The organism is Flavobacterium davisii (assembly GCF_042182265.1).
Lineage (GTDB): Bacteria > Bacteroidota > Bacteroidia > Flavobacteriales > Flavobacteriaceae > Flavobacterium > Flavobacterium davisii.
Genome location: NZ_CP097869.1, coordinates 2,152,090 through 2,177,880, shown reverse-complemented (window position 1 = coordinate 2,177,880; position 25,791 = coordinate 2,152,090). Strand labels below are relative to the sequence as shown.

Genomic DNA, 25,791 nt, shown 5'->3' with positions numbered 1-25,791 from the left:
AAGCGCGTACTTAATTTTTATTCATCAAAATAGTTAACTTATTTTCTTCTAAATTTTTGCGTGGATACTTCCGCTTATTTTTTTCGTTTTACAACGAAATCTAATGCGGAATCTGAATGAAAATTTCAACAGAATCCATTTTTAGATTTACCTTTGCAAAAAAACAATCCTTTGAAAGATATTCTACTGATCACTCCTCCTTTTACACAGCTGAATACTCCGTATCCAGCTACGGCCTATATAAAGGGCTTTTTGAATACTAAATCTATTGACTCATTTCAAATAGATTTGGGTATTGATGTTATTTTAGAATTGTTTTCTAAAAAAGGGCTTGAAAAAATATTTGACATTCAAGATATACAATCTAAAAATTTAACGGAAAACTCGCAACGAATATATGCACTAAAAGAAGAATATATAAAAACCATTGAAAATGTTATTGCTTTTTTACAAGGAAAAAAACCTTCACTGGCGCGTCAAATATGCGCAGGAAATTTTTTACCCGAAGCATCTCGTTTTGAGCAGTTAGACGATCTGGAATGGGCTTTTGGTAATATGGGAATGCAAGATAAAGCTAAACATTTAGCGACTTTATATCTTGAGGATTTATCTGATTATATCATAGAATGTGTGGATGAAAATTTTGGTTTTAGTCGTTATGCTGAACGATTAGGACGAAGTGCTAATTCTTTTGATGAACTTTATAGTTTTTTACAAAAAGATCCCACACATATTGATATTATTACACTTGATATTCTTTTAAAAAAAATTAAAATCACGCAACCTAAGCTCATTTGTTTTTCGGTTCCTTTTCCTGGTAATTTATATAGTGCTTTTCGTTGTGCACAATTCATTAAAAAATATTATCCTGAAGTAAAAATCGCTATGGGAGGTGGTTTTCCAAACACCGAACTCCGTGATTTAAAAGACAAAAGGGTTTTTGAATTCTTTGATTTTATTACACTTGATGATGGCGAATTGCCTTTAGAATTATTATATCATCATATTTTTCATACAAGTTCTAAAGAAACACAACTGAAAAGGACTTTTCTTCTTGAAAATGGCGAGGTTGTCTTTCAAAACAACTCTATTCTTCCCGATTACAAACAAAGTCAAGTAGGTACACCTGATTATTCCGATCTTTTACTTGATCGCTACATCTCTGTAATAGAAATAGCCAACCCTATGCACAGTCTATGGAGTGATGGTCGTTGGAATAAATTAACTATGGCACATGGTTGTTATTGGGGTAAATGTACGTTTTGTGATATTTCATTAGATTATATAAAAATTTACGAACCTATTCAGGCTCGAATCATCGTAGATCGAATGGAAGAATTAATTGAACAAACAGGTGAAAATGGTTTTCATTTTGTAGATGAAGCAGCTCCTCCTGCCTTAATGCGAGAGGTTGCTCTCGAAATTTTAAGACGAAATCTAATTGTAACTTGGTGGACTAATATCCGGTTTGAAAAAAGTTTCACAAGAGATTTATGTTTACTTCTAAAACTTTCAGGTTGTATAGCGGTGTCAGGCGGATTAGAAGTAGCATCTGATCGTTTATTAGCCCTAATTAAAAAAGGTGTAACAGTAGAACAAGTAGCTCGTGTAACACGTAATTTCACCGAAGCTGGTATTATGGTACATGCTTATCTAATGTATGGATATCCAACTCAAACAATCCAGGAAACGATTGATAGTTTAGAAATGGTACGTCAACTTTTTGAAATAGGCATATTACAAAGTGGTTTTTGGCATCAATTTGCCATGACTGCCCATAGCCCTATAGGTCTTAATCCAGAAGAATTTGGCGTAACGCCTCAAATAAAAGATATTACTTTTGCTAATAATGATATCTTATTTGAAGATAAGACGGGTATTAACCATGATCAATTTAGTTTTGGTCTAAAAAAATCCCTTTTCAACTATATGCATGGTTTGTGTTTTGATTTTCCTTTACAAGATTGGTTTGATTTTAAAATTCCTCGAACTAAAATTCCTGCTAATTTTATTGAAAATTGTCTAACTAGCGAAAATTCTTTTCATTTTAAGCCTAATCAAAAAGTTTATTTCATCTCTAATCTTCCGCAAATAAAATATTTTACAAAAAATAAGAAAGGAAAATCTTGGGAAATGGCTGAAATGATTTTACAAACAAAAACAAATCGTTTTTCCATTCATTTAGAAAAAGAAAAGGCTATTTGGTTGAATCAACAATTAACTAATTTGACTATAAAAAATAATATTTCTATAACTTTAGGGCAAATAAAAAGCAGTTTTGAAGAAAATTTTGAAGATTTTGAAATATTTTGGTTTTCTAAAACGTTTCATATATTCAAAGAAAATTGTTTAATAGTTTTATAATATTGCTTACTATCTAAATTTCTATTAATTGCTTCTATATGGCCCTTTATGGTTCCTTTTTGGAAGTAATTAAGAAAATATAAAATAAACAGAACCTACTTTTTACATAAAAAACTACACAAAAAGAAATATTATAACATTTTATTAGTCGATCTAGTTGATTAAACCCAGATTACGCCTTAGACCCGAGCGTAGCGAATAGACGAAGTAAATCTATTCCACTTTATTTTTCTTCAAATTCAAGCACGTACTCAAATTTTAATCATCAAAATAGTTCACTATTTCTTCTTCTAAAATTTTCCGTGAGCACTTGAATTTATTGAAAAATTTTGTTTCACAACAAAGTCTAATGCGGAATCTGGGGTAAAAAAATCAAATTATTAGACTTCTATCGTAGATTTTTTCTTTTATTTACGAGTTTTTCATTATTAACTGAAATCAATTTTAATGAATAATCTACTCTTTTTGTATAGTTTTTTGTATTTTTAATTTATTTTTTTTAGATGGGTTCTCCATATAAATCAAATTCACTTGCTTCAATAATTTTAATCATAGCAAATTCCCCTGTTTTTAAGTAAAATTTAGATGCGTCTATTAACACTTCATTATCTACATCTGGGCTATCAAACTCTGTTCTACCTACAAAATAAGCGCCTTCTTTACGATCTATAACGCATTTAAAAGTTTGGCCTATTTTTTCTTGATTTAGTTCCCATGAAATTTGCGCTTGAATCTCCATGATTTCATTAGCTCGTGCTTGTTTTACAGCATCTGGCACATCATCTTCTAATTCAAAAGCGGTTGTATTTTCTTCATGCGAATAGGCAAAACATCCTAATCGTTCAAATCGCATTTCTTCAACCCAATTTTTAAGTATTTGAAAATCTTCTTCTGTTTCACCTGGATATCCTACTATAAGTGTAGTTCGGATTGTCATTTCTGGAACTAATTTTCTGAAATCATTTATTAGTTGAGTTGTTTTTTGATAGGTAGTTCCACGACGCATAGACTTTAATATTCTATCCGAAATATGTTGTAATGGTATATCTAAATAATTGCAAATTTTAGGTTCGCGTTTCATTAACTCTAACACATCCATAGGAAAACCTGTTGGAAAAGCATAATGCAAACGAATCCATTCGATACCTTCTACTTTAGCTAAGTTTTCGAGTAATTCGGCTAAATTTCTTTTCTTATATAAATCCAGTCCATAATAAGTCAAATCTTGTGCAATTAAGATCAATTCTTTTACTCCTTCTTTTGCTAAATTCTGGGCTTCTTTTACTAATTTTTCTATAGGTTGAGACACATGTTTCCCTCTCATAATAGGAATAGCACAAAAACTACACGGACGATCACATCCTTCTGCAATTTTTAAGTACGCATAATTTTTAGGAGTAGTAGTTAAACGTTCTCCTAATAATTCATGTTTATAATCAGCTCCCAAGGCTTTTAATAATAAAGGTAAATCTGTAGTACCAAAATATTGATCTACATCTGGTATTTCATTTTCTAAATCAGGACGATATCTTTCTGACAAACAACCTGTCACAAAAATTTTATCTACTAAACCTTGTTCTTTTTTATCTACATACTCTAATATAGTATTAACCGATTCTTCTTTGGCATTATTAATAAAACCACAAGTATTAATTACCACAATATTTCCTTCTTGCTCATGTACTACTTCTTTTCCACTCGCCTTTAGCTGCCCCATTAAAACTTCACTATCATATACATTTTTAGAACAACCTAGGGTAATTACATTGATTTTATTTTTCTTTAATGTCTTGGTTCTCATAACTATAAAAAATTGGAGTGCAAAACTACGATAAAAAATTGAAAGATAAGGCACTCTAATCCAAAAACACTTCTTTACTTGTAAACAAAAAGAGATTATCTAAAAGAGTCACAATCAAGTCTATTAACTTCGTTTAATCTTCGTTTTTAATCAAAAGGAAACTTTAAAAAATTCAACAGGGAGCATTTTATACTTTTCTTTGTTATCGTTAAATTTATAAATAAAACTTACTATTATTTTTTTAATACTCTCTTTCTTTTATTTATTTACAACTCAAATGAAAGTGTAATAGTTGCGCTATTATTTCTTTTTGTAGTATTAACTAAATCAGGAATTCCCTCAAAAATTTGTTCTTTATAGCTTCTTTTAGAAGTAGAAAAAGCAAAATCTATTTTTGTTCCTCCAAAATTATAACCAAAACCACCTGAAAAACCATTTAAATCGCTCATTAAACTTTTATTTTTATAAGGTGATTCTTCGTATCTATATCCTCCACGTAAACTCCATTGTTTTACTTTTTTCTCTATCCCTACTCTAAACTCATTGGCTGTTTTAAATAAATTAGGAAATATATTATTAGAATTGTTATCATCTGGATTATTGAACTGATTAAAGGGTTTGAATACAATTCCAGAATAATCTTTTACACTATAATCAAAACTAATAAATCCTTGTTTTCCAAAAACGTATCCTCCACTAAAACTCCATTTACTCGGAGTAACAATCGTATAGGGTGCAAATAAAACAATGGTTCTTGGATCCACTCTATTATTAACAGGTACATAATTAGTTCCAGCAGTTTTAACGACTCCTGATGTGGATATTCTTTGTATTAACTGATCTTCTAACACCATCCAAGTAGGCGACTCGTAAGTAATACCTAATCTTAAACCAGCAATAGGTTTATAAATCGCTCCTAATTGAAGTGAAAAACCAGACCCTTTTGTTGTCAATTCATTATAAAATGAGATATCATTTATTGTTGCTCCTATTGAATAATAGGCTTTATTATTTTTTTCAATAAAAGTTTTCTGTTGAGTATAATCTGAAAAATGTGCATTTAAATTCATTCCAAACATTAGTTTTTTATCATATTCTGCGGAAAAATTAAAAGCTAGTTTTCCACTATACCCCGTATTAGTTATATAACTTTTTTGAATATAATTTCCTCCATCAGAAGCATGTGAAACATTTGCATAAAATATATTTTTTGAAGTATCATAATCTAACAATTGTGATTTATAGCCTAATGCGACTTGATTTTGACGAAATCCCATTTGACTGTAATTAAAACTCGAAATATCTGAAAAACGCATTCCTGTTGCTTGATTTAAAAAATATTGGTCAATCGAATTCAAAGGATTTTCTCCCAATATCGTCACAGTGTTTTTAAAACTCGCTTGATTATCATAATTTAAAGCTAAAGCAAATTTATTCCATCCTGAATATTTACTATTATTTTCAAAAACAAAAACACCGCCAATTTGATTAAAATCCAAACCAGCGGTATTAGTAGTCGTATTCATTCCAAGATATTGGTTTTTTACAGTATTGTATTTATTACTTAAAGTAAAAGCAAATTGATTATTTACAAATACAACAGAACTTGCAGGATTAACACTTATAGCTGACAAATCGCCTCCTAAGGCACCAAAAGCACCACTTAATGCTCTAAATCGAGCCGTTCCGTTCATATCTGTTATAGAATACTGTAATGCTTCTTTTATTCCTTGTGCATTACTATTTAAAAAGTTTACAACAATAGTAAATGCTATATAAATTTTTTTCATTTTTTTATCTATAAAATTTTAAATAAAAACCATGTTTTATATTTTTTTCAATAAATCCTTAGGTTATCGTCTCCCTCCTCCTGAATTTGATCCACTATTATAAGCTCTAGGGGAAGATTCATAACTTCTAGGTGATTCATAACTTCTAGGTGATTCGTAACTTCTAGGTGATTCATAACTTCTAGGTGATTCATAACTCCTAGGTGATTCATAACTTCTAGGTGATTCATAACTTCTAGGTGATTCGTAACTTCTAGGCGATTCGTAACTTCTAGGTGATTCGTAACTTCTAGGTGATTCGTAACTTCTAGGTGATTCATAACTTCTAGGCGATTCGTAACTTCTAGGCGATTCGTAACTTCTAGGCGATTCGTAACTTCTAGGTGATTCGTAACTTCTAGGCGATTCGTAAGTTCTTGGATTCTGATCATTTATTAAATTTTGCACTTCTCCTCCACTTCTCCTTGCACCTGTATAAATCGAATTAGTATTATAATTCCTTTGGGGGATTAGGTTATAATTGGTTGTTCTTCCAAAATTTAAATACGAATTTGAATAACCTGTTCCTTCATACATATTTGATCTTCTTCCCATACTGTAAATATAACTTCCTCCATGATAATAAGAATCATTCCAACCGTAGTAACTATTAGTATAAAATCCATCATAATAATAGGGATTATTATACCAACCTGCTCTCCAATGAGGTCCATAATAAGTATATCCCCAATGCGGGCTGTAATACCAATCATTCCAATAACTAAATCCTGAATAATAAGGTCTATACCCCCAATGATTCCACCATGTCCCATAGTTCCAGCCCCAATTATTCCATGAACTATTATACACATTGACAGTTAATTGTTTATCATTATTTCCCCAACCTGCATAACTCTGTTTCACTGCCGTTTTAGTTGTATCTTTCCTTGAAGAATAACTCGAAATATCTGTAAAAACCTCATTATCAGATTTTTGAAAATCATTTGTTTTAGCTCCAAAATATTCTTTATAACGCCCTCCATTATTATTTAAATCTTTAACTATCTGATCCCCTCCTACTTCTTTAGGAGTTGAACCGTAAATTCCATCATTATCATAATAGGAAACATTTTGATAAGAACCACAAGCTTGGATAAAAATCCCCATGCTTACTAATACTATTTTGACAACAGTACTTCCTAAATATTGGCAGATTGTTTTCATTTCTCAATTTTTTATTGTTGGACAATACAAAAATAACTAGTTTTGCACAAATTATTTCAACTTTAACAAATCACAATTTTTGTGCCAAAATACTGATAATGAGCAAGAACTTAACAAAGCGCGCAGACGATTATTCTAAATGGTATAACGAACTAGTAGTAAAAGCTGATTTAGCTGAAAATTCAGCAGTTCGTGGATGTATGGTTATAAAACCTTACGGATATGCAATTTGGGAAAAAATGCAAGCGCAATTAGATAAAATGTTTAAAGAAACAGGACATAGCAATGCCTATTTTCCTCTTTTTGTACCTAAAAGCATGTTTGAAGCGGAAGAAAAAAATGCAGAAGGCTTTGCTAAAGAGTGCGCAGTAGTTACACATTACCGTTTAAAAAATGATGAAGAAAGACCTGGAAAATTAATGGTTGATCCTAATGCTAAACTAGAAGAAGAGCTAATTGTACGCCCTACTTCTGAAGCGATTATTTGGAGTACCTACAAAAACTGGATTCAATCATATAGAGATCTTCCTTTATTGATCAATCAATGGGCAAATGTGGTACGTTGGGAAATGCGTACTCGCTTATTTTTACGTACAGCAGAGTTTTTATGGCAAGAAGGCCATACGGCTCATGCCACCAAACAAGAAGCTTTGAACGAAACAGTACAAATGATGAATGTATATGCTGATTTTGTTGAAAACTTTATGGCTATACCTGTGGTAAAAGGAGTAAAAACAGCGAATGAGCGTTTTGCTGGTGCTGAGGAAACTTTTTGCATAGAGGCTTTAATGCAGGATGGTAAAGCTTTACAAGCGGGAACTTCGCATTTTTTAGGACAAAACTTTGCCAACGCCTTTGATGTAAAATTTACAAGCGCTGAAGGTAAACAAGAGTACGTATGGGGAACCTCATGGGGAGTCTCTACTCGTTTAATGGGAGCTTTAATCATGACCCATTCAGATGATAACGGATTAGTATTACCTCCTAATTTAGCTCCTATTCAAGTTGTTATCGTTCCTATTTTCAAATCAGAAGAAGAGCTAGAAAAAATTACCGAGGTAGCCGATGAACTAAGTAAATCATTAAGAAAACTAGGCCTTTCTATTAAATTTGATAACCGAACTACACAAAAACCAGGATTTAAATTTGCTGAATGGGAATTAAAAGGAGTTCCAGTTCGTGTTGCCATAGGTCCTAAAGATTTAGAAAATGGAACTTTTGAAATTGCCCGTCGTGACACCTTATCAAAACAAGTAGTTAATAAAGATCAAACAGTAGCCTTTATTGAAAACCTATTAGAGGAAATACAAAAAGAAATGTTTAACAAAGCTTTAGATTTCAGAAATACTCATATTACAGAAGTAAATACATTTGATGAGTTTAAAGATATTTTAGACAACAAAGGAGGATTTGTATCTGCTCATTGGGATGGAACTCCAGAAACTGAAGAAAAAATTAAAGAATTAACGAAAGCAACCATTCGTTGTATCCCTCTAGATCGAAAAGAAGAGAATGGGAATTGTATTTTTTCAGGAAATCCTTCAAACGGAAGAGTCTTATTTGCAAAGGCTTACTAAAAAAAGATAAAAAAAATTAAAAAAAAATTGCGAGTGCTATTGCAGAACTAAAAAATGTGTGTATCTTTGCACTCGCAATACGGAAATGATCGCTCAACAAAAAGCAATCAAAGTACAAAAAGGCCCGTTCGTCTATCGGTTAGGACTCAAGATTTTCATTCTTGCAAGAGGGGTTCGATTCCCCTACGGGCTACAAAATTTGAAATACTGTAAAAAAACAAAAGCCTTATGGCCCGTTCGTCTATCGGTTAGGACTCAAGATTTTCATTCTTGCAAGAGGGGTTCGATTCCCCTACGGGCTACAACTTTAAAATACTATAAGGCTTCTTGGCCCGTTCGTCTATCGGTTAGGACTCAAGATTTTCATTCTTGCAAGAGGGGTTCGATTCCCCTACGGGCTACTAATTAGTTGTAAATAAGTTTTATAAAATAATTGCTTAGTGTCTCAAGTATTATTTTATTAGTTAAAACCAAAGTAATTATTAAAATGATTATGGGAGGTTTTTCTTTTTTAACTAGTAGTTTATAAATTATTATTACAATTAAAATTAAAGAAAATGGCAAATCATAAGTCAGCATTAAAAAGAATCAGAAGTAACGAAAAGAAAAGAGTATTAAACAGATACCAACACAAAACTACTCGTAATGCTATAAAAGCTATTCGTTTAGCTACAGATAAAGCAGAGGCAGTTGCTAAATTACCAAGTGTTATTTCAATGATTGATAAATTAGCTAAGAAAAATATCATACACGACAATAAAGCTTCTAACTTAAAGTCTAAATTAACAAGACACGTAGCTGCTTTATAATTTATAATTAAGTGTTCAAAAAATAAATCCCGAATAATTCGGGATTTTTTATTTCCCCCTATTTCATTCCAAAATAAATATCATCAATTCAAATCTTATTAAACTCAAACAAAGCGGACGAACAAAACAAAACTATCTCTTTTTTATCTTTCTCACAATTCAAGCACATACTTCAATTTTAATCATCAAAACACCTCTTATTTCTTCTTCCAAAATTCTCCTTAAGCATTGAATTTATTGTTTTTTCACAATAAAGCTTTATGAACAATTGAATTTAAACGGAATAGTCTTTTTTATAAATCCCCTATTTCACCGCCTCACAAAAGCCATTTCAAAAAACAAAACCATCGTTACAATCTAACTCAAAACCTCTTTTCAAGAACCAATATCTCTCCTAGCCCCATTACCTTACAATCTATTAAAGCTACTAACCACTTGTTTCCATCATATCCCATTCGTATATTTACATAATTCCAATCTCCTTCTCTTATTATTTTCACACTAAACTGCACTAATAAATCATTCTACCTTTTCACAAAAAACATTAAACCTTTTAAATAAAGACAAAATACTTCTTATTTTTTTATTATATTCCATCTACCTCATCTCTTAACACTTCATTAATCTTATTAAAATACTTTTTAATTCCATTTAGATATTGCCGTCCGCAAATTACAACAATAACAATCCTTAAATTTAAATTAATATATACACCAACTCTTTGTAATAAATATTATACATCCAAATGATTCTTTTTAGCAGAGCAGAAAGCATCTAGCCCTTTTTTATTGGTATTTTTGTTCTTTAAACCAAAACAAGCTTCAAAATACCGATTTATCACCCACACACCCAAACACTCCTCCTTGTAATTATTCTCAACCCCATTTTCTTTAATCCTTTTCAATATTCTAATTATAAGATAACGATAAACAACCACAAAATATCCTAAGAGATCATTTTTCCTCAGATTTTCTAACAATTAAATCTGAAATTTGTATCACTTATTTAATAGTTTTAACTTCCATAGTTTCCATTTTTTCACAAAGAGAACAAATCTTTTTAAACTAATCAACAGTTAACGATTGAATTAGAAAAAAATAATTGTAATTTTGCACCTTCAAAAATCACACACATGGAATCAATTAGAAATATTGCCATTATCGCACACGTTGACCACGGCAAAACAACTTTGGTTGACAAAATTATGTACCACTGTCAATTATTCAGAGAAAACGAAAATACAGGAGATTTAATTCTTGACAACAATGATTTAGAACGCGAACGCGGTATCACAATTACTTCTAAAAACGTATCCGTAACTTATAAAGGAACTAAGATTAATATTATTGACACTCCTGGTCACGCGGATTTTGGTGGAGAAGTAGAACGCGTATTAAACATGGCAGACGGAGTATGCTTATTAGTAGACGCTTTTGAAGGGCCTATGCCACAGACTCGTTTTGTATTACAAAAAGCAATTGATTTAGGTTTAAAACCATGTGTGGTTATAAACAAAGTAGATAAAGAAAACTGTACTCCTGAAGAAGTACACGAAAAAGTTTTCGATTTAATGTTTGAATTAGGAGCCACTGAAGAACAGTTAGACTTCCCTTGTGTATATGGTTCTGCAAAGAATAATTGGATGAGCGAAGACTGGAAAGTTCAAACTTCATCTATCGAACCATTATTAGACATGGTATTAAATAATGTTCCTGCACCTAAGGTTTCTGAAGGAACACCACAAATGCTAATTACTTCGTTAGACTTTTCTTCTTTTACGGGTCGTATAGCTATTGGTCGTTTACAAAGAGGTATTTTAGCTGAAGGAATGAATATTTCATTAGTTAAACGTGATGGATCCATCACAAAATCTAAGATTAAAGAATTACATACTTTTGAAGGTCTTGGACGAAAAAAAGTACAACAGGTAACAGCTGGTGACATTTGTGCCATTGTTGGTTTAGAAGGATTTGATATTGGAGATACAATTGCTGATTTTGAAAACCCAGAAGCATTAGCAACTATTGCTATTGATGAACCAACGATGAGTATGTTATTTACAATTAATGACTCTCCTTTCTTTGGTAAAGAGGGTAAATTTGTAACTTCTCGTCATATTAAGGATCGTTTAACAAAAGAATTAGAAAAAAACTTAGCCTTACGTGTTAATGAAACTGATTCTGCTGATAAATTTATGGTGTTTGGTCGTGGTGTATTACACTTGTCTGTTTTAATTGAAACCATGCGTCGCGAAGGTTATGAATTACAAATCGGACAACCTCAAGTTATCATTAAAGAAATTGATGGTGTAAAATGCGAACCTGTAGAAGAATTAACTATTGATTTACCAGAAAACGTTTCAGGTAAAGCTGTAGAATTTGTAACAGTACGTAAAGGTGAAATGCTAAGTATGGAACCGAGAGGAGAACGTATGATTATTAAATTCATCATCCCATCTCGTGGTATCATTGGATTACGTAACCAATTATTAACTGCTACAGCAGGTGAGGCTATCATGGCACACCGTTTCTTAGAATACCAACCATACAAAGGCGAAATTGCTGGACGTATTAGTGGTTCATTAATTTGTATGGAAAACGGAAAAGCAATTCCTTACTCTATTAACAAGTTACAAGATAGAGGTAAGTTTTTTGTAGATCCAAATGAGGATGTATACGAAGGTCAGGTAGTAGGTGAAAATTCAAGAGGTGACGATATGGTTATCAACATCACCAAAACAAAACAATTAACCAACTTCCGTAGTGCAGGTGCTGATGACAAAACGAGAATTGTCCCTGCAATCAAGTTTACATTGGAAGAAGCTTTAGAATACATCCAAAAAGATGAATACGTTGAGGTAACACCAAAATCGTTACGTTTACGCAAAATCTACTTGAATGAAAATGATAGAAAACGTAATAAAATAGTCTAATTATTACAAAAAAGGCTGTCCAAAAGGACAGCTTTTTTTTCTTATTAAAAATTCAACTGCTATCAGAAAACGGATTCGACTTTTAGGACACCTTATTTTCATTACCCATCATTTCTTACATTTTATTAAACCCAGATTTCAAGAAAGTATTGTTCTTTGACAAATGAGAGCTAACTTGCACTTGCGAGCAAAGCCTATGTATAAAATGGTGAATTTATCCCCTCCCAGATTTTGGCTGAAATGTAAAAAGGCTTCCATTTGGAAGCCCTTTGAGACAATCAATGATGAAACACCATGTTATCTCGTATAGAATAATTTAAGCAAAGATATTACATTTCCTCGCATTTTAATAAAAAGATATTTTATGAAAAGTTTCGAAAAAATGCAAATTGTAAATCCCAATGCTGCAGGAATTGATGTTGGGTCACGTTCTCATTTTGTAGCCATAGGACAGGATGAAAATCAAATTAGAGAATTTAATGTTTATCAATCAGGATTATGCGCTTTGGTAGCTTATCTTCAAGAGAACAAGATTCGTAGTGTTGCTTTGGAGTCCACAGGGAGTTATTGGCAATCATTGTTTATGATCTTGCAGGGAAATGGTTTTGAAGTTCTTTTGGTTCAAGGGACTCAAACAAAAAACCTTAAAGCAAAGACAGATGTGAAAGATGCACAATGGATACAGAAACTTCATTCTTTAGGGCTATTACGAGGTTCTTTTTTGCCCTCTGAAACCACTTTGCAGATAAGAACACTTCATAGACATCGTTCTAGTTTGATTGAACAAAGTTCAAGCTTTGTAAACAAAATGCAAAAAGCATTACGTTTAATGAACTTCAGACTCGACGTTGTGATAAGTGACATCACAGGAGTTTCTGGAATAAGAGTAATTGAGATGATACTATCAGGTGAAACTTCAGGTGAAAAATTAGCTGAATATTGCGACAAACGAGTTAAAAAAAGCAAAGAAGAAATAGCCGACGCTTTGCAAGGTAAAATAAACAATGAATACCTACATGAGCTTTCCGATTGTTATGATATTTACAGACTTATTCAAGATAAAATAAAAAACACCGATACTCGTATTGATCAAGTGCTGAAAAATCAAACCAGAGAAATTGTTTTATCAGAAGATATCGAATTGGTAAAGAAACAGAATAAAGGGAAAAACCAACCCAAATTTGATGTACAGAAATATAGTTTAAAACTTTTTGGAGTAGATATCTTTGCTATAGAATCAGTTTGCTCAGGAACCGTTACTAGTTTTTTAGCCGAAATAGGCACCGATATATATAAATTCAAGACCTCCAAGCAATTTGTGAATTGGCTCAGGTTAGCTCCAAATAATAAAATTAGTGGAGGTAAGGTTTTGAGTAGCAGAACTCCAAAAGGGAAAAATAAATTTGCATTGACATTAAGAAATGCGGCAAATACAATTGAAAGAAAAAAAGAAGGTTACCTCGTTATGTTCTTTAAAAGGATTTCTTTTAAAAAAGGAAGAGGTGCTGCAATTACAGCAACAGCAAGAAAAATAGCAGTTATAATTTGGAATATGATAGTCAAAAAACAACATTATATACCAATAAATACAGACCAATATATTCAAGAAATGAAGAATAAAAAAACGATACAAATTAAAAAAATGATTAAAAAATACGGAATCGAAACTACTTCTTTATCAATTCCTTAAATTAAGTTAGATAGAATTACGCATCAGACATTTAGTACAAATAAAAAGGGGTTTTTAAAATATAAAAAACACCATACACCAGCTCTTTATTTATCTTAGCAATACGCTCTTCCCTCTTGATGTCTTTGTTGAATCGAAGTAACAAACGGTTCGTCAGATTATAGCTTTTACCCCCTATCTTCAAGAAAAATTTTTCGTGCATTTCTATTTTCTTTGCTTTTTCATCTTCTCTACGAAATCTAATGCGTAATTTGGGTTCAAACAAAAAAATCTGCACAAAAAGATTTGTACAGATTTTTTTAAATTAACTCTTTTTTATTTTCTTAATTTACAAAACTATTTCCTTTACCATTAATTTCAAAATTTACATAAGGAGAATCTCCTGTAGAAATAGTTCCTTTAACTCTAATATTGTCTTCTAATTTTTCTATAGAAGGTCTTACACTATTATTGTATAACTCGTTTTCTGTTATTTCTTTAAAACCAACTAAAACATTATTGGTTCTAGCTTGTTCCCAAGGTGCGTAGGTTCCAAAGCTTACCGTTTTACTATCCAATAAATACGAAATTTGATTAAATGTACCTGTTGCAACACCTGTTTTATGAACGGCTAAGACATATCCATATTTTCCGGCTGGAATAGAGCTTGGTGGTATATTATAAAAATAACTACCATACCAAGGAGTATAATTTTTTAATATAACTTCTCTATCGGTGTTATTAAATATGATAATCTTAGCACAATTGGCTATTCCATAATCTGATTTTAATTTATCTACTCCTTTTTTAGCTTCTTCAAGAGTTTTGGTTGTGTACAAAGATTCTTGACATTCTGAATATGTAGACACTCCATTAACATTTATGGTAACATCAAGGTTAGATTCTATGTTTACCGCTGTGTATTCTATTGGATACCCTGGATTCTCTTTAGAAACCTCTGCTCCATTCACTACAAATTCTCTTACTTTTTCAAAATTTCCTGCAAAAGCTCCAAATGCGGCATCTAATCCGCCTGTTGCATTACCTCCTAATTGTTTTGCATATACTTTTGTATTTTGTAATGTGCTAGCATATTTTAGTTTTTGATCAACTGTTATTTTTGCTCCTGGATTTTTATATGCAAAGTTTAAAGCTTGTTCCATCTCAAACGAATTTTCATCTGATTCATAAACTAAAGTATATAATCTACCATAGGTTACAGATGCTATATAAGCGGCTGGATTATTTGCTCCAATATATTTATCAAATTCAGCCTTCGGATAATCCATTTTTATCCAACCAAAATCTCCTTGAAGTCCTGGTTTTGCAGATACTGATACATTGAAGAATTTTTGTTTAAGGGTTACAGCATAATATGTCTTGTTCTTTTTAAAGTTTATACCCAAACTAGCTGATAGACCTACAGCAGGTCCTGTATAACCTACTCCTAATGCTACTTGTAATTGTTTACTATCATACGTTCTCTGAATTTCAACTGCATAATTAGCCGAAAATTTAGTTCCTGATGTATAATATCCGTCTATTATTTTTTCTAAAGCACTTTGTACTTTACCAGGTGTTGGATTTTCTATTACTAAGCTTGATGGCTTTGATAAATTAGAGGAAAAAGCATCTACTTTTACTTCTATTTTATTTCTTCCGCTTTCATCAATAGGAATAGATGCTAAGTTACCTGAAACAACAGTTCCTCCTTGAATAAGGTTTCCCGGCCACAATAAATGAGATCCTGACCCTAATTTTGAAAAGTTATCAAATGTTTTATTGTAACCTTCTTCAATTGTTTTACAACTCGAATAACCTCTTTCATTTGATGATGGGAAAAGGATTTTTTTACTAATTTGTAATTCTGATTTGGGACCAGCATAAATGCTTTCCCCTTTAAGATCCTTCCCTTCCTTCCCAGATTCATCGATTGTAACCTCTTCTTTGTTACAACTCAAAACGGACAATTGCATTACCGCCAGTAATGTCAATTTAGCATTTAGTTTTAAAAAATTCATATATGTATATTTGTAATTATCTCTCAATAAGCCTATTTTTTTATTATCGTTTATATGTTCTAAAAATCATCGTAATACAACGTCTTTTACTATTTCTCCTCCTAACTCTTCATTTATCATTTTTATAATTTTTTGCTTTCCGTAATTTAATTCTTCACGTAAAACAGCCGAATTCAACTCCACATATAACACAGATCCTTTTAATACAACTGCCCGTGTGTAATGATTCACTCCATTTCCCATTAAATTTTTCCAAGCGTCAACTACAGAAATTTGATTTAATCCTTTTTCCAATTTATTGGTTTCAATGATTTGCTTTAGTATATCTCCTATTGGACTGTCATTATTTAATCGCTTTGCCATCTTCCATTACTTTAGTATAATAATTTTCATTGCCATTTTCTACTTCTAAAATCATTTCTTTATCCGTTATTTTTAAAAGCTTATCTGTATGTTTTCCAAACTTTGAACTAAATTCTAAATAAATTTCGTCTTCTTTTTTAATTACTTTTATCGTTTCTTGTAAGTCGTTAATCAAAAATTTACCTGTAGGTTGCCAACGTACTTTTTTATGAAATCCATGTTCTTTATTGAGCTCAATATAATCATAATTTTCATTTATTGTATATTCTTTGTTTTCTCCTTCTTTAACTTTTACTTTTTCAATTTGCCAATAACCGTTTAATTTTTTTAATTCTTCTAATTCTATTTTTTTAGAACATGAAATAAGTAAAAAAACTAGGAATGATATGTTATAATATAGTTTCATCTTTTTTTATATTTAAAATGTAAAATGGTTTAAAAACTGGATAAAAATATAATAAAACTATTTTAAAGAAAACTTTGATAAAAGAAAAAATTTTTTACTATTATACTTGTTTTTATCTATAATTTAAGAATAAAAATTATATTTACTTCAATGCTATCTTATAGGTAAATAGACATTTCTCTCGGGCTAATTTATGATCTACTATAGGTTTTGGGTAGCGAGGTGTTTCTAGTTCAGGAATCCATTTTTTGATGTATTTTAAATCAGCATCAAACTTTTTAATTTGTTCAGTGGGATTAAATATTCTAAAGTAGGGCGCAGCATCTACTCCGCTTCCAGCTGCCCATTGCCAGTTGCCCACATTGCTCGACTGTTCGTAGTCTAATAATTTGTTGGCAAAGTAAGCTTCACCCCAGCGCCAATCGATTAGTAAATGTTTGCATAAAAAACTAGCTACTATCATACGTACCCTATTGTGCATGTGTCCGGTGGCATTGAGTTCGCGCATACCTGCATCAACAAATGGGTAACCAGTTGTTCCTTCGCACCATTTTTTGAAATTAATTTCGTCGTTTTCCCATTGAATTTGGTCATATTTTTCCTTAAAACTTTTAGTAACCGTATGCGGAAAGTGCCATAATATTTGCATAAAAAATTCTCTCCAAATAAGCTCATTCAAAAAGGTTGGATTTGCAAAACGTTGGGCGTATTTTACTAGTTTCCTAATACTTATTGTCCCAAAGCGTAAATGTATACCTAGTAAAGAAGTTCCTGGTATACTGGGGAAGTTTCGTGTAGCTTCATAATTTGCAACTAACTCTTCGGTAATTGTATATTTTGGTAATGAAATTAATGTTGGCTTAAAGCCTATGTTTTCTAAAGGTAAAAAAGTATAACTGTGCCAAATTATTTTATGTAAAAGTGTTTCAGAAGGATAATTCGGGAGTGCCGTAGTACTCAATTTTTCTTTCCATTTTTTTGAATAAGGTGTATAAACGACATAAGGACTTTGGTCATCTTTAACAACTTCACTTTTTTCGAAAATAACTTGATCTTTACAGGTTTTGAAAGCTATTTTATGTGATTTTAGTAATTCATTTATAGCTTTGTCACGTTTTCTAGCAGCTGGTTCATAGTCATGATTGGCATAGACATTTTCAACTTTATTTTCTAATATAAGTTTTGAAAAAATAGCCAAAGGATCTCCGTAAAATATGGCCAAAGATTTATCAATTGTTTTTAGTTGGTTATTAATAGTTACTAGTTGTTGATGGATGAAGGTAACACGGGCATCATCTTTATCTAGTTGATCTAAAATAGTGGGATCAAAAATAAAAATAGGGACTACACTTTCATTTTCCAGTAAAGCAAAATATAAAGCCGTATTGTCTTCTAATCGTAAATCTCGTCTAAACCAAAAAATAGTCATGTATTCTAAATTTAATTATTTAAAAAGTTCTTTTAAAATATTGAATCGGCTTTCAAAAATAAATCGGACTTTACTTGATACCCAACTTCCAAGGAGCAAATCACCAACTATGCCCATAGGTAATTTAAAATTAACAATATCAGTCATTAGGACATGACCATCTGATGTAGTTTCAAAATGATGTTCGTGGTGCCACATAGCATAGGGACCAAAACGTTGCTCATCAACAAAAAATTTTTGGTGATGAAAATGAGTTATTTCTGTTACCCAATTGTTTTTTATGAATGGTAAAATACCAATTTTATATGTAATAATTTGTCCAGCATACGTGGTATCACCTGGATTGTTTGTAATACAAAATTCCATTTCCTTAGGAGTGATTTTGTCTAAGTTTTTGGGCAAGGTAAAGAAATGCCAAGCTTCTTCTAAACTCAGCGGTAACACTTGTTTTGAGGTCAATGTGTATATTCCCGATTGTTTTTTTATATCGATTTTCATGTTTTATTGATTATATGACAATTCCGTTGAATAATTCCATTTCTTTTTTAGTATTTCAAATAAGATTACACTTCCATAAAGCATACTAAAGCAGTAAAAACTGTCTTCTACAGGCATAGTTCCAATTCGAATACCTAAATTTTCAAGATTGTTATAAAATACAATAGGTTGGTTTGTGAACATACCTGTAAGAACCGAATTAACTAGAAAGAAAGGAAGATAGATTATAATAAAACTCAAGTAAAATTGACGTGCATGGTTCCATCTATAAATAGATTGGCAAAGCATTAATAAAGCAAAAAGCCCAAAACTTGAAGCAGTATAAATTTTGTCGAGATTTAAAATAAAAATTCCTGAACTAACAAGAAATAATAGGATACTAATGTTTTGTGTGGCTTTTTTATTTAATTTGATATAGGGTAAAAAATAACAAAAGGAATAATGTATAAAATTACTTGAGTAGGGGATCAATAAGAAAAATAGCCATTCTTCAAGAGGTAGTTTCCACCAGCGAATTCCAAGTAAATAAGTATCATTGAAACCCCAAACATTTTGGTAAGCGAAATAAATATCCCAAATAATAAAAACTAATCCTACAAGTAAAATACTTATAAAATAAGGTTTCCAGAAACGTATAAAATACATCCATTTCTTTTCGAAACTAAAAAGAAAAGGAATAAGAAAACTAGCTACATCTAATAGTATATAATAATATTTTTCCAAGCTATTCATTCTTTTGCATTGATTTTTTTGCTTCTTTAAAATACTTTATAGGAACAAATAACATCCCAAAACACTCTCCATCTTCTTTACCTAAATGTTTGTGATGCATTTTGTGCGCTTTTCGTAAGGCACGTAAATACCAATTGTTAGTATTTTCAAACCAATTAAATCGTCTGTGAATGAGTACATCGTGTATTAAAAAATAAGCCAACCCATAAAAAAATATTCCTAATCCTATAAAAAACATCCAATTAATACCATTTGTGGCTCCAAAAAGGAATAATAGAATGCTAGGTGTTGCAAATACTACAAAAAAGAAATCGTTTTTTTCAAAAACATGAGGATACCCTGGTTGATGATGATCTTCATGGAAATACCATCCTAGCCCGTGCATGATGTATTTATGGGTTAGCCAAGTTATTGCTTCCATTATTACAAACACTACCAATGTTATAAGTGTATATTGAACTACTTCCATAATTTATTTTTAATGAGCACTTCTCTTTGTAAAGTGAATTAACTGATTTTTTTATCGAATTAAATTTAAATTTTTAAAAAACATCATTTCCCCAAAAAGATACACTTTTCTTAAATTAGAAACTCTTATTCTTTTGGTGATTAAAACTTCGGCTTCACATTGTTTAATTTTATTAAATAAGTTAAAGTAATACTTATAAGCCATATAAACAGCAATTTTTGAGGAGATAGGTAGTAATTTTATTCCAATTAAGGCATTGGCAAAGTCATAAGCAATATCTTCTTCAATAATTAATTTGTCAGCTTTTGTAAAATGCGAAAAATTTACTTGCGGGAAGTAGGTTCTTCCTAAATCATTAAAATCGGCACTAATATCTCGTAAGAAATTTATCTTTTGGAAAGCCGCTCCTAAGCTTTGGGCATAAGGTTTAAGGTGTTCATATTCTTTTACATCACCGTTTAAAAAAACTTTCAAACACATAAGCCCCACGACTTCGGCACTACCGTAAATATATTCATTATATTTTTCATCATTTAGGTTTTTAATCTCGCCTAAATCCATCTTCATAGAATGCAAAAAAGCATCGACCAGATGTTGCGGTATTTTTTTTTCTCTTTGAGTTTTGCAAAAAGAATTAATGATAGGATTTAGCGAAATCCCATTTTCTATAGATGCACGATATTCATTTTCAAACATAGTCATCAATTTAGCTTTATCATATTGATGAAAAGTATCTACAATTTCATCAGCAAATCGCACAAATCCATAAATATTATAAATATGTTGTCTAATTTCAGGTTTAAATAATTTTGAAGCCCAAGAAAAAGAAGTGCTATACTTTTGGGTTACCATTTTAGAAGTAAGCCCAGAGATATGATCAAAAAGTTGTTCGTTATTCATAGCCTATTATTTTTGAATTTGTTTTTGTTGCTTTAAAATATAATTGCTTACTACTTTTCCAGAAATCAAAGCCGGCGGAACACCAGGCCCAGGCACAGTAAGTTGTCCTGTGTAGAAAAAATTAGTCAAATTTTTATTATCAATTTGAGGTCGTAAAATAGAGGTTTGTAAAAGTGTATTTGCTAAACCGTATGCATTGCCACGGCAGGAGTGATAACGTTCTTTAAAATCATTAACTCCAAATGATTTTTTGAATAGTACTGCATCTCTCAAATTTTCACCCGTACATTTTTCAATTCGGTCAAGAATAATGTCAAAATATTTTTCATGAATAATTGGATTATCATTCAAATCGACAGCGACAGGAATCAAGAAAAAACCAATTTCTTTTCCTTCTGGTGCCAGTGTTTCATCTGTTATACTTGAAAAATTAGCGTAAAACAAAGGCTTTTTAGGATATTCAAAAGTGTCATAAATCTCTTTGGCATGCTGTTCAAAATCAGTATCAAAAAATAAATTATGATGTAATAAATGGCTAACCTTTCTATTAAAAGCTACATAGTATAAAAATGAACTTGGAGCAAAGGTTTTCTTTTGCCAGTAGCTTTCAGCATAATTTTTATGTTCTTGTAATAATTTTTCAGTGTGAGCATAATCAGCACCAGAAATAAAAATATCTGCTAGATAGGAGTCTTTTTTAGTAGTTACATTAGTGACTTTATTAGCTTGAGTAGTTATAGTAGTTACTTCTTCATTTGTATGAAAAGTTACGCCCAATTCTTTGGCTAATTTTACCATACCCATCGCTACAGCATTAAAACCACCTTTAGGATACCAAGTACCTAAACCAAAGTCTGCATAATTCATAAAGTTATAAAATGCTGGTGTTTTACTGGGTTTTGCCCCTAAAAAAAGCACAGGGAATTCAAGGATACTTCGTAGTTTCGGATTTTTAATTTTGCGTCTAATTTGTTGGGCAATGGTGGTAACAAATAAATGTAAGCGTTTTGCTGTTTCTATTGAAACTAATTCTGTTACTGATTTACCTGGGTTATAAACTAAATCGTGTATCGCTATTTCATAATTAGCTTTTGCCTCTTTTATAAATGTTTCTAACAGCGTACCACTTCCTTTTTCAATACGTTCAAAAGTTGCTATAATTTTTTCTGGGGAATCTTCAATGTCTATATAATCATTTTGACCAAAGTATACACGATACGCAGGAGTTAACTTTTCTAATTCATAATATTCGCTTACATTTTTACCAAAATCAGCAAAGAAACGCTCAAATACATCAGGCATCCAGTACCAACTTGGTCCCATATCAAATTTATAACCTTCAATTTCCATCATAGAGGCCCTACCGCCTAATTGTTCATTCTTTTCGATGACGGTTACTGAATATCCTGCCTTTGCCATGTAACAAGCTGCTGTTAATGAAGAAAAACCTGAACCTATGATTACTACTTTTTTCATTTCTTAGAATTGATTTAGTACAAAATTATACTATTTTTTTGTAAAAAGAAAAATATTTTACTAATTTTGATGTAGTGAATTTTTATAATTATATAAAAATCAACTTTTTATAAAGTTACAACAATAATAAATAGAAATGTTAATTAGGCTATTAAATTGTAAAATGTTACAAGACGGTTACTGGCTACAAGTGTCAAAATATCTTAAACGATTATCACATTTTTGCTAGGAAGGTTAGATTTCTACATTGAAATTGTATATGAAGTAAATAAAATCAACAATTTATGAAAATACTAATTACAGGAACAACAGGGTATATAGCGCAACGTTTAGTGCCGCTATTACTAGAATCAAATCACGAACTAGTATGCTGTGTTCGTGATATAAATCGCACACCAAACACATTTGACAATCATCCTAATATTTCTTTTATAAAAGTTGATTTTTTAAATACGGAGCATGTGCAATTGCCAATAGATATTGATGTTTGTTATTATTTGATACATTCTATGTCGGCTTCAGGTGGTGATTTTGAAACCATGGAAAAACTATGTGCCGAGAATTTTAAAGGTTTAGTTGAAAAAACAAATTGCCAACAAGTTATTTATCTTAGTGGTATAGTTAATAACACCACGCTTTCTAAACATTTGCAATCCCGTTTTTGTGTTGAAAAAACCTTGCAATCACAAAAATATGCACTTACGACTTTTAGAGCTGGAATAATTGTGGGTAGCGGAAGTGCTTCCTTTGAAATTATTCGGGATATAGTAGAAAAGTTACCAGTAATGGTTACACCAAAATGGTTAAATACAAAAACACAATCTATTGCTATAAGAGATGTTTTGGCTTATTTATCAAAAGCAATTTTGGTTGAAGAAACGTTTAATAAATCTTTTGATATTTTCGGTCCAGAAGTACTAACCTACAAACAAATGTTAGTAAAATTTGGGGAGGTAAGAGGGTTAAAACGCTATATCCTTACTTTACCAGTCCTAACACCAAAATTATCTTCGTATTGGTTATACTTTGTCACCTCTATTTCATTCCATTTGGCCAAAGCCTTGGTTGATAGTTTAAAGGTAGAGGTTATTGGTAAACCGAGCAATATTAACGAATTACTTGGAGTGGATCCTATTCCATATAAAAAAGCAGTGGCTTTAGCTTTTCAACAAATTGAACAAAATGCCGTAGTTTCTAGTTGGAAAGATGCTATGAGTAGTGGTTTTTTTCAAAATCAATTGCAAGATTACATACAAGTTCCATCTTATGGTTGTTTTAAAGATTTACGAGTAAGAACCATCACTGATGAAAAGTCAACATTGCAAAAAATTTGGTCGATAGGAGGAAAAAATGGTTGGTACGCATTTAATTGGATGTGGGAATTACGCGGCCATATAGATAAAATTTTTGGCGGGGTAGGATTACGTAGAGGTAGAACCCATCAAACACATATAGAAGCAGGGGATTCATTAGATTTTTGGAGAGTTATTTTGGCCGATGAAAAACAAAAAAGATTATTGCTTTTTGCCGAAATGAAACTCCCAGGTGAAGCTTGGTTAGAGTTTTCTATTAAAAAAAATAAACTCTATCAGCGAGCTGTTTTCAGACCTAAAGGGGTGTTAGGAAGAATATATTGGTATCTTGTTTCTCCTTTTCATGTTTTTGTTTTTAATGGGATGATTAACAAATTGGTAAATAAATAAGATGAAAAGTGCTAGCAATTTTGAACAAAACTCTATAGATCGTATAATTGAAATGGCTTGGGAAGATCGAACACCTTTTGAAGCTATTACCTATCAGTTTACTATTTCTGAGAGGGAAGTAATCACACTTATGAGAAATGAACTCAAAGAAAGTTCCTTCAAGTTATGGAGAAAAAGAGTTAATTCTGGTATAAGTAGTAAACATCTGCAAAAAAGAAATCCAGAAATAAAGCGTTTTAAATGTACAAGGCAGCGAAATATTAGTCTTAATAAAATATCGAAGAGATGAAAAATATAATAATTGTTGGTTGTGGTAACGGAATAGGACTTGCTACAGTAAAGGCGTTGCATACTTCACATAATGTCATAGGAATTTCAAAGACTTTTTCTACTGAATTAAATGCTTTGGATATCCAATTTTATGAAAAAAATATCCTAACAGATGATATAACAACTATTGAATTTCCTGAAATAATTGACGGACTTGTTTACGCTCCTGGTAGTATTAATTTAAAACCATTTCATCGTTTGACTGCAGAAGATTTTATAAATGATTTCGAAATTAATGTATTAGGTGCTGTAAAAGTGATCCAAAAAGTATTGCCTAATTTGAAAAAATCAAATACTTCAAGTATTGTACTTTTTAGCAGTGTAGCGGCTAAGATGGGTATGCCTTTTCATGCATCAATTGCAACGAGTAAAAGTGCAGTGGAAGGATTAGTAAAAAGTTTAGCAGCCGAATTTGCCCAACATAAAATTCGTGTAAATGCGATAGCACCTTCATTGACAAAGACAAAACTTTCGGGTGCATTACTAGCCACTCCAGAGAAAATGGAAGCAGCAGCAAAGCGTCATCCTATAGAGAATATTGGAGATCCTGATGATATTGCAAAAATGATTGTATTTTTGCTTTCAGATTCTTCTGCTTGGATGACAGGACAAATTATAGGAATAGATGGAGGAATGAGCAATTTAAAATTGTGATTTAAAATGAATACCGATTTTTTTATACAATTATTACTAAAAGTTAAAGAGTTTGAAGAGGAAGTTCCTTTTAAAAACAGCGTAACAGTCGATGAATTTCGTTTGTGGCTTAATGAAAAAGCATATCAAGAAACAAATCCAACTGCTTTATTTAAAAAAGAAAATAAAACTGTTTTTGATATAGAAAATGAAATAGCGAAACAAGTAATATTGTTAGGACGTTTTTCAAAGCAAATGATTAGAAGAGGACTGAAAGACTTTCCGCAATTAGCTAATGAAGAGTTTACCTACTTATACCGAATGATTGATGAGGATTCGCTTACCAAAATGCAGTTGATAGAAAGAAATGCACATGAAAAACAAACTGGCATAGAAATAATAAAACGTTTAGTGAAAAATGATTTATTAGAAGAACTTCCAGATGAAAAAGACAAACGAATAACCCGATTACGTATTACACCAAAAGGGAAAACCTATTTTAATGAATCAGTAGAAGGTGTAACCCGAATTTCAAGAGTTTTAGCCGCTAGGTTACAGGAAGATGAAAAATCAGACCTGCTTGCTTTACTCAAAAAATTAAATGAATTCCATTTTAATGTCTATTTTAATCACAAGGATTCTAATATAGATGAAATTAATGAGTTGATTTGATTTTCTCATATCAT

22 protein-coding genes and 3 tRNA genes are annotated in these 25,791 nt (G+C 31.3%); 12 read left to right on the top strand and 13 right to left on the bottom strand.

Annotated features, from left to right (window positions below):
- Positions 1–171: 171 nt before the first annotated feature.
- Positions 172–2,364: a radical SAM protein gene (locus NAB20_RS09235; protein ID WP_127823212.1), complete on the top strand. Its 2,193-nt coding sequence runs from the start codon at positions 172–174 to the stop codon at positions 2,362–2,364.
- Between the two features lie 499 nt (positions 2,365–2,863).
- On the opposite strand, the gene rimO is transcribed toward NAB20_RS09235, so the two are convergent.
- The 3 genes from rimO to NAB20_RS09220 form a co-directional block, all read right to left on the bottom strand.
- The gene (gene rimO, locus NAB20_RS09230) at positions 2,864–4,165 is read right to left on the bottom strand and encodes a 30S ribosomal protein S12 methylthiotransferase RimO (RefSeq protein WP_088394690.1); all 1,302 of its coding nucleotides are present in this window, start codon (positions 4,163–4,165) and stop codon (positions 2,864–2,866) included.
- Positions 4,166–4,431: 266 nt separating this feature from the next.
- Positions 4,432–5,955 carry an OmpP1/FadL family transporter gene (locus NAB20_RS09225; protein ID WP_375605032.1) on the bottom strand — a complete coding sequence of 508 codons (1,524 nt, stop codon included), beginning with the start codon at positions 5,953–5,955 and terminating at the stop codon, positions 4,432–4,434.
- A gap of 63 nt (positions 5,956–6,018) precedes the next feature.
- On the bottom strand, positions 6,019–7,158 hold the full coding sequence (locus NAB20_RS09220; protein ID WP_375605031.1) for a hypothetical protein: 1,140 nt from the start codon (positions 7,156–7,158) through the stop codon (positions 6,019–6,021).
- A 98-nt stretch (positions 7,159–7,256) separates the two neighbouring features.
- Between NAB20_RS09220 and proS the strand changes: the two genes are divergently transcribed.
- The 5 genes from proS (at position 7,257) to rpsT (ending at position 9,544) form a co-directional block, all read left to right on the top strand.
- Positions 7,257–8,735, top strand: a complete 1,479-nt coding sequence (proS, locus tag NAB20_RS09215) for a proline--tRNA ligase (protein WP_375605030.1) — start codon at positions 7,257–7,259, stop codon at positions 8,733–8,735.
- Between the two features lie 121 nt (positions 8,736–8,856).
- Positions 8,857–8,928 (top strand) — tRNA-Glu (locus tag NAB20_RS09210).
- Between the two features lie 37 nt (positions 8,929–8,965).
- Positions 8,966–9,037 (top strand) — tRNA-Glu (locus NAB20_RS09205).
- Between the two features lie 27 nt (positions 9,038–9,064).
- A tRNA-Glu gene (locus NAB20_RS09200) sits at positions 9,065–9,136 on the top strand.
- 156 nt (positions 9,137–9,292) lie between these two features.
- Positions 9,293–9,544, top strand: coding sequence for a 30S ribosomal protein S20 (rpsT, locus tag NAB20_RS09195; protein ID WP_088394559.1), 252 nt, complete (start codon positions 9,293–9,295; stop codon positions 9,542–9,544).
- A 362-nt stretch (positions 9,545–9,906) separates the two neighbouring features.
- Here the strand turns inward: rpsT and NAB20_RS09190 are convergent, their stop codons facing one another.
- A complete protein-coding gene (locus NAB20_RS09190; RefSeq protein WP_181142895.1) occupies positions 9,907–10,044 on the bottom strand; it encodes a hypothetical protein in 138 nt (45 codons plus the stop codon).
- 632 nt (positions 10,045–10,676) lie between these two features.
- On the opposite strand from NAB20_RS09190, the gene typA reads away from it, so the two are divergent.
- Positions 10,677–12,476, top strand: coding sequence for a translational GTPase TypA (typA, locus tag NAB20_RS09185; protein WP_088394447.1), 1,800 nt, complete (start codon positions 10,677–10,679; stop codon positions 12,474–12,476).
- Positions 12,477–12,840: 364 nt separating this feature from the next.
- Positions 12,841–14,166, top strand: a complete 1,326-nt coding sequence (locus tag NAB20_RS09180) for an IS110 family transposase (RefSeq protein ID WP_375605029.1) — start codon at positions 12,841–12,843, stop codon at positions 14,164–14,166.
- A gap of 323 nt (positions 14,167–14,489) precedes the next feature.
- Here NAB20_RS09180 and NAB20_RS09175 read toward each other — a convergent pair whose 3' ends face one another.
- From NAB20_RS09175 to NAB20_RS09135, 9 genes are all read right to left on the bottom strand, one after another.
- Entirely contained in the window at positions 14,490–16,166 is a 1,677-nt protein-coding gene (locus NAB20_RS09175; RefSeq protein ID WP_375605028.1) for a thiol-activated cytolysin family protein, read from the bottom strand.
- Positions 16,167–16,232: 66 nt separating this feature from the next.
- Positions 16,233–16,529 carry a DUF721 domain-containing protein gene (locus NAB20_RS09170; RefSeq protein ID WP_088394441.1) on the bottom strand — a complete coding sequence of 99 codons (297 nt, stop codon included), beginning with the start codon at positions 16,527–16,529 and terminating at the stop codon, positions 16,233–16,235.
- Entirely contained in the window at positions 16,510–16,935 is a 426-nt protein-coding gene (locus tag NAB20_RS09165) for a lipocalin family protein (RefSeq protein ID WP_105196421.1), read from the bottom strand. The genes NAB20_RS09170 and NAB20_RS09165 overlap by 20 nt, the downstream gene beginning before the upstream one ends.
- A 142-nt stretch (positions 16,936–17,077) precedes the next feature.
- Positions 17,078–18,364 (bottom strand): cryptochrome/photolyase family protein, encoded by a 1,287-nt coding sequence (locus NAB20_RS09160; RefSeq protein WP_375605027.1) that lies wholly within the window; start codon positions 18,362–18,364, stop codon positions 17,078–17,080.
- A gap of 15 nt (positions 18,365–18,379) precedes the next feature.
- Positions 18,380–18,862, bottom strand: a complete 483-nt coding sequence (locus NAB20_RS09155) for a hypothetical protein (protein ID WP_375605026.1) — start codon at positions 18,860–18,862, stop codon at positions 18,380–18,382.
- A gap of 3 nt (positions 18,863–18,865) precedes the next feature.
- Positions 18,866–19,594: a lycopene cyclase domain-containing protein gene (locus tag NAB20_RS09150; protein ID WP_375605025.1), complete on the bottom strand. Its 729-nt coding sequence runs from the start codon at positions 19,592–19,594 to the stop codon at positions 18,866–18,868.
- A complete protein-coding gene (locus NAB20_RS09145; protein WP_375605024.1) occupies positions 19,587–20,063 on the bottom strand; it encodes a sterol desaturase family protein in 477 nt (158 codons plus the stop codon). Before NAB20_RS09145 ends, NAB20_RS09150 begins: the two co-directional genes overlap by 8 nt.
- Positions 20,064–20,114: 51 nt before the next feature.
- Positions 20,115–20,963 (bottom strand): phytoene/squalene synthase family protein, encoded by an 849-nt coding sequence (locus NAB20_RS09140; protein ID WP_375605023.1) that lies wholly within the window; start codon positions 20,961–20,963, stop codon positions 20,115–20,117.
- A gap of 6 nt (positions 20,964–20,969) precedes the next feature.
- Positions 20,970–22,439: a phytoene desaturase family protein gene (locus NAB20_RS09135; protein WP_375605022.1), complete on the bottom strand. Its 1,470-nt coding sequence runs from the start codon at positions 22,437–22,439 to the stop codon at positions 20,970–20,972.
- A gap of 284 nt (positions 22,440–22,723) precedes the next feature.
- Here NAB20_RS09135 and NAB20_RS09130 point away from each other — a divergent pair, with 284 nt between their 5' ends.
- Genes NAB20_RS09130 through NAB20_RS09115 form a run of 4 tightly spaced genes read left to right on the top strand, consistent with a single transcriptional unit; the run spans position 22,724 to position 25,777 of the window.
- The gene (locus tag NAB20_RS09130; protein ID WP_375605021.1) at positions 22,724–24,142 is read left to right on the top strand and encodes an SDR family oxidoreductase; all 1,419 of its coding nucleotides are present in this window, start codon (positions 22,724–22,726) and stop codon (positions 24,140–24,142) included.
- Position 24,143: 1 nt separating this feature from the next.
- Positions 24,144–24,431: a TIGR03643 family protein gene (locus NAB20_RS09125; protein WP_375605020.1), complete on the top strand. Its 288-nt coding sequence runs from the start codon at positions 24,144–24,146 to the stop codon at positions 24,429–24,431.
- Positions 24,428–25,126, top strand: coding sequence for an SDR family NAD(P)-dependent oxidoreductase (locus NAB20_RS09120; RefSeq protein WP_375605019.1), 699 nt, complete (start codon positions 24,428–24,430; stop codon positions 25,124–25,126). Before NAB20_RS09125 ends, NAB20_RS09120 begins: the two co-directional genes overlap by 4 nt.
- 6 nt (positions 25,127–25,132) lie before the next feature.
- Positions 25,133–25,777 (top strand): MarR family winged helix-turn-helix transcriptional regulator, encoded by a 645-nt coding sequence (locus NAB20_RS09115; RefSeq protein WP_127823223.1) that lies wholly within the window; start codon positions 25,133–25,135, stop codon positions 25,775–25,777.
- Positions 25,778–25,791 lie beyond the last annotated feature (14 nt).

Coding starts and splice junctions, on each gene's coding strand:
- rimO (WP_088394690.1), bottom strand. CDS start 4,165: ATGAGAACCAAGACATTAAAGAAAAATAAAATCAATGTAATTACCCTA.
- NAB20_RS09225 (WP_375605032.1), bottom strand. CDS start 5,955: ATGAAAAAAATTTATATAGCATTTACTATTGTTGTAAACTTTTTAAAT.
- NAB20_RS09220 (WP_375605031.1), bottom strand. CDS start 7,158: ATGAAAACAATCTGCCAATATTTAGGAAGTACTGTTGTCAAAATAGTA.
- proS (WP_375605030.1), top strand. CDS start 7,257: ATGAGCAAGAACTTAACAAAGCGCGCAGACGATTATTCTAAATGGTAT.
- rpsT (WP_088394559.1), top strand. CDS start 9,293: ATGGCAAATCATAAGTCAGCATTAAAAAGAATCAGAAGTAACGAAAAG.
- typA (WP_088394447.1), top strand. CDS start 10,677: ATGGAATCAATTAGAAATATTGCCATTATCGCACACGTTGACCACGGC.
- NAB20_RS09180 (WP_375605029.1), top strand. CDS start 12,841: ATGAAAAGTTTCGAAAAAATGCAAATTGTAAATCCCAATGCTGCAGGA.
- NAB20_RS09175 (WP_375605028.1), bottom strand. CDS start 16,166: ATGAATTTTTTAAAACTAAATGCTAAATTGACATTACTGGCGGTAATG.
- NAB20_RS09170 (WP_088394441.1), bottom strand. CDS start 16,529: ATGGCAAAGCGATTAAATAATGACAGTCCAATAGGAGATATACTAAAG.
- NAB20_RS09165 (WP_105196421.1), bottom strand. CDS start 16,935: ATGAAACTATATTATAACATATCATTCCTAGTTTTTTTACTTATTTCA.
- NAB20_RS09160 (WP_375605027.1), bottom strand. CDS start 18,364: ATGACTATTTTTTGGTTTAGACGAGATTTACGATTAGAAGACAATACG.
- NAB20_RS09155 (WP_375605026.1), bottom strand. CDS start 18,862: ATGAAAATCGATATAAAAAAACAATCGGGAATATACACATTGACCTCA.
- NAB20_RS09150 (WP_375605025.1), bottom strand. CDS start 19,594: ATGAATAGCTTGGAAAAATATTATTATATACTATTAGATGTAGCTAGT.
- NAB20_RS09145 (WP_375605024.1), bottom strand. CDS start 20,063: ATGGAAGTAGTTCAATATACACTTATAACATTGGTAGTGTTTGTAATA.
- NAB20_RS09140 (WP_375605023.1), bottom strand. CDS start 20,963: ATGAATAACGAACAACTTTTTGATCATATCTCTGGGCTTACTTCTAAA.
- NAB20_RS09135 (WP_375605022.1), bottom strand. CDS start 22,439: ATGAAAAAAGTAGTAATCATAGGTTCAGGTTTTTCTTCATTAACAGCA.
- NAB20_RS09130 (WP_375605021.1), top strand. CDS start 22,724: ATGAAAATACTAATTACAGGAACAACAGGGTATATAGCGCAACGTTTA.
- NAB20_RS09125 (WP_375605020.1), top strand. CDS start 24,144: ATGAAAAGTGCTAGCAATTTTGAACAAAACTCTATAGATCGTATAATT.
- NAB20_RS09120 (WP_375605019.1), top strand. CDS start 24,428: ATGAAAAATATAATAATTGTTGGTTGTGGTAACGGAATAGGACTTGCT.
- NAB20_RS09115 (WP_127823223.1), top strand. CDS start 25,133: ATGAATACCGATTTTTTTATACAATTATTACTAAAAGTTAAAGAGTTT.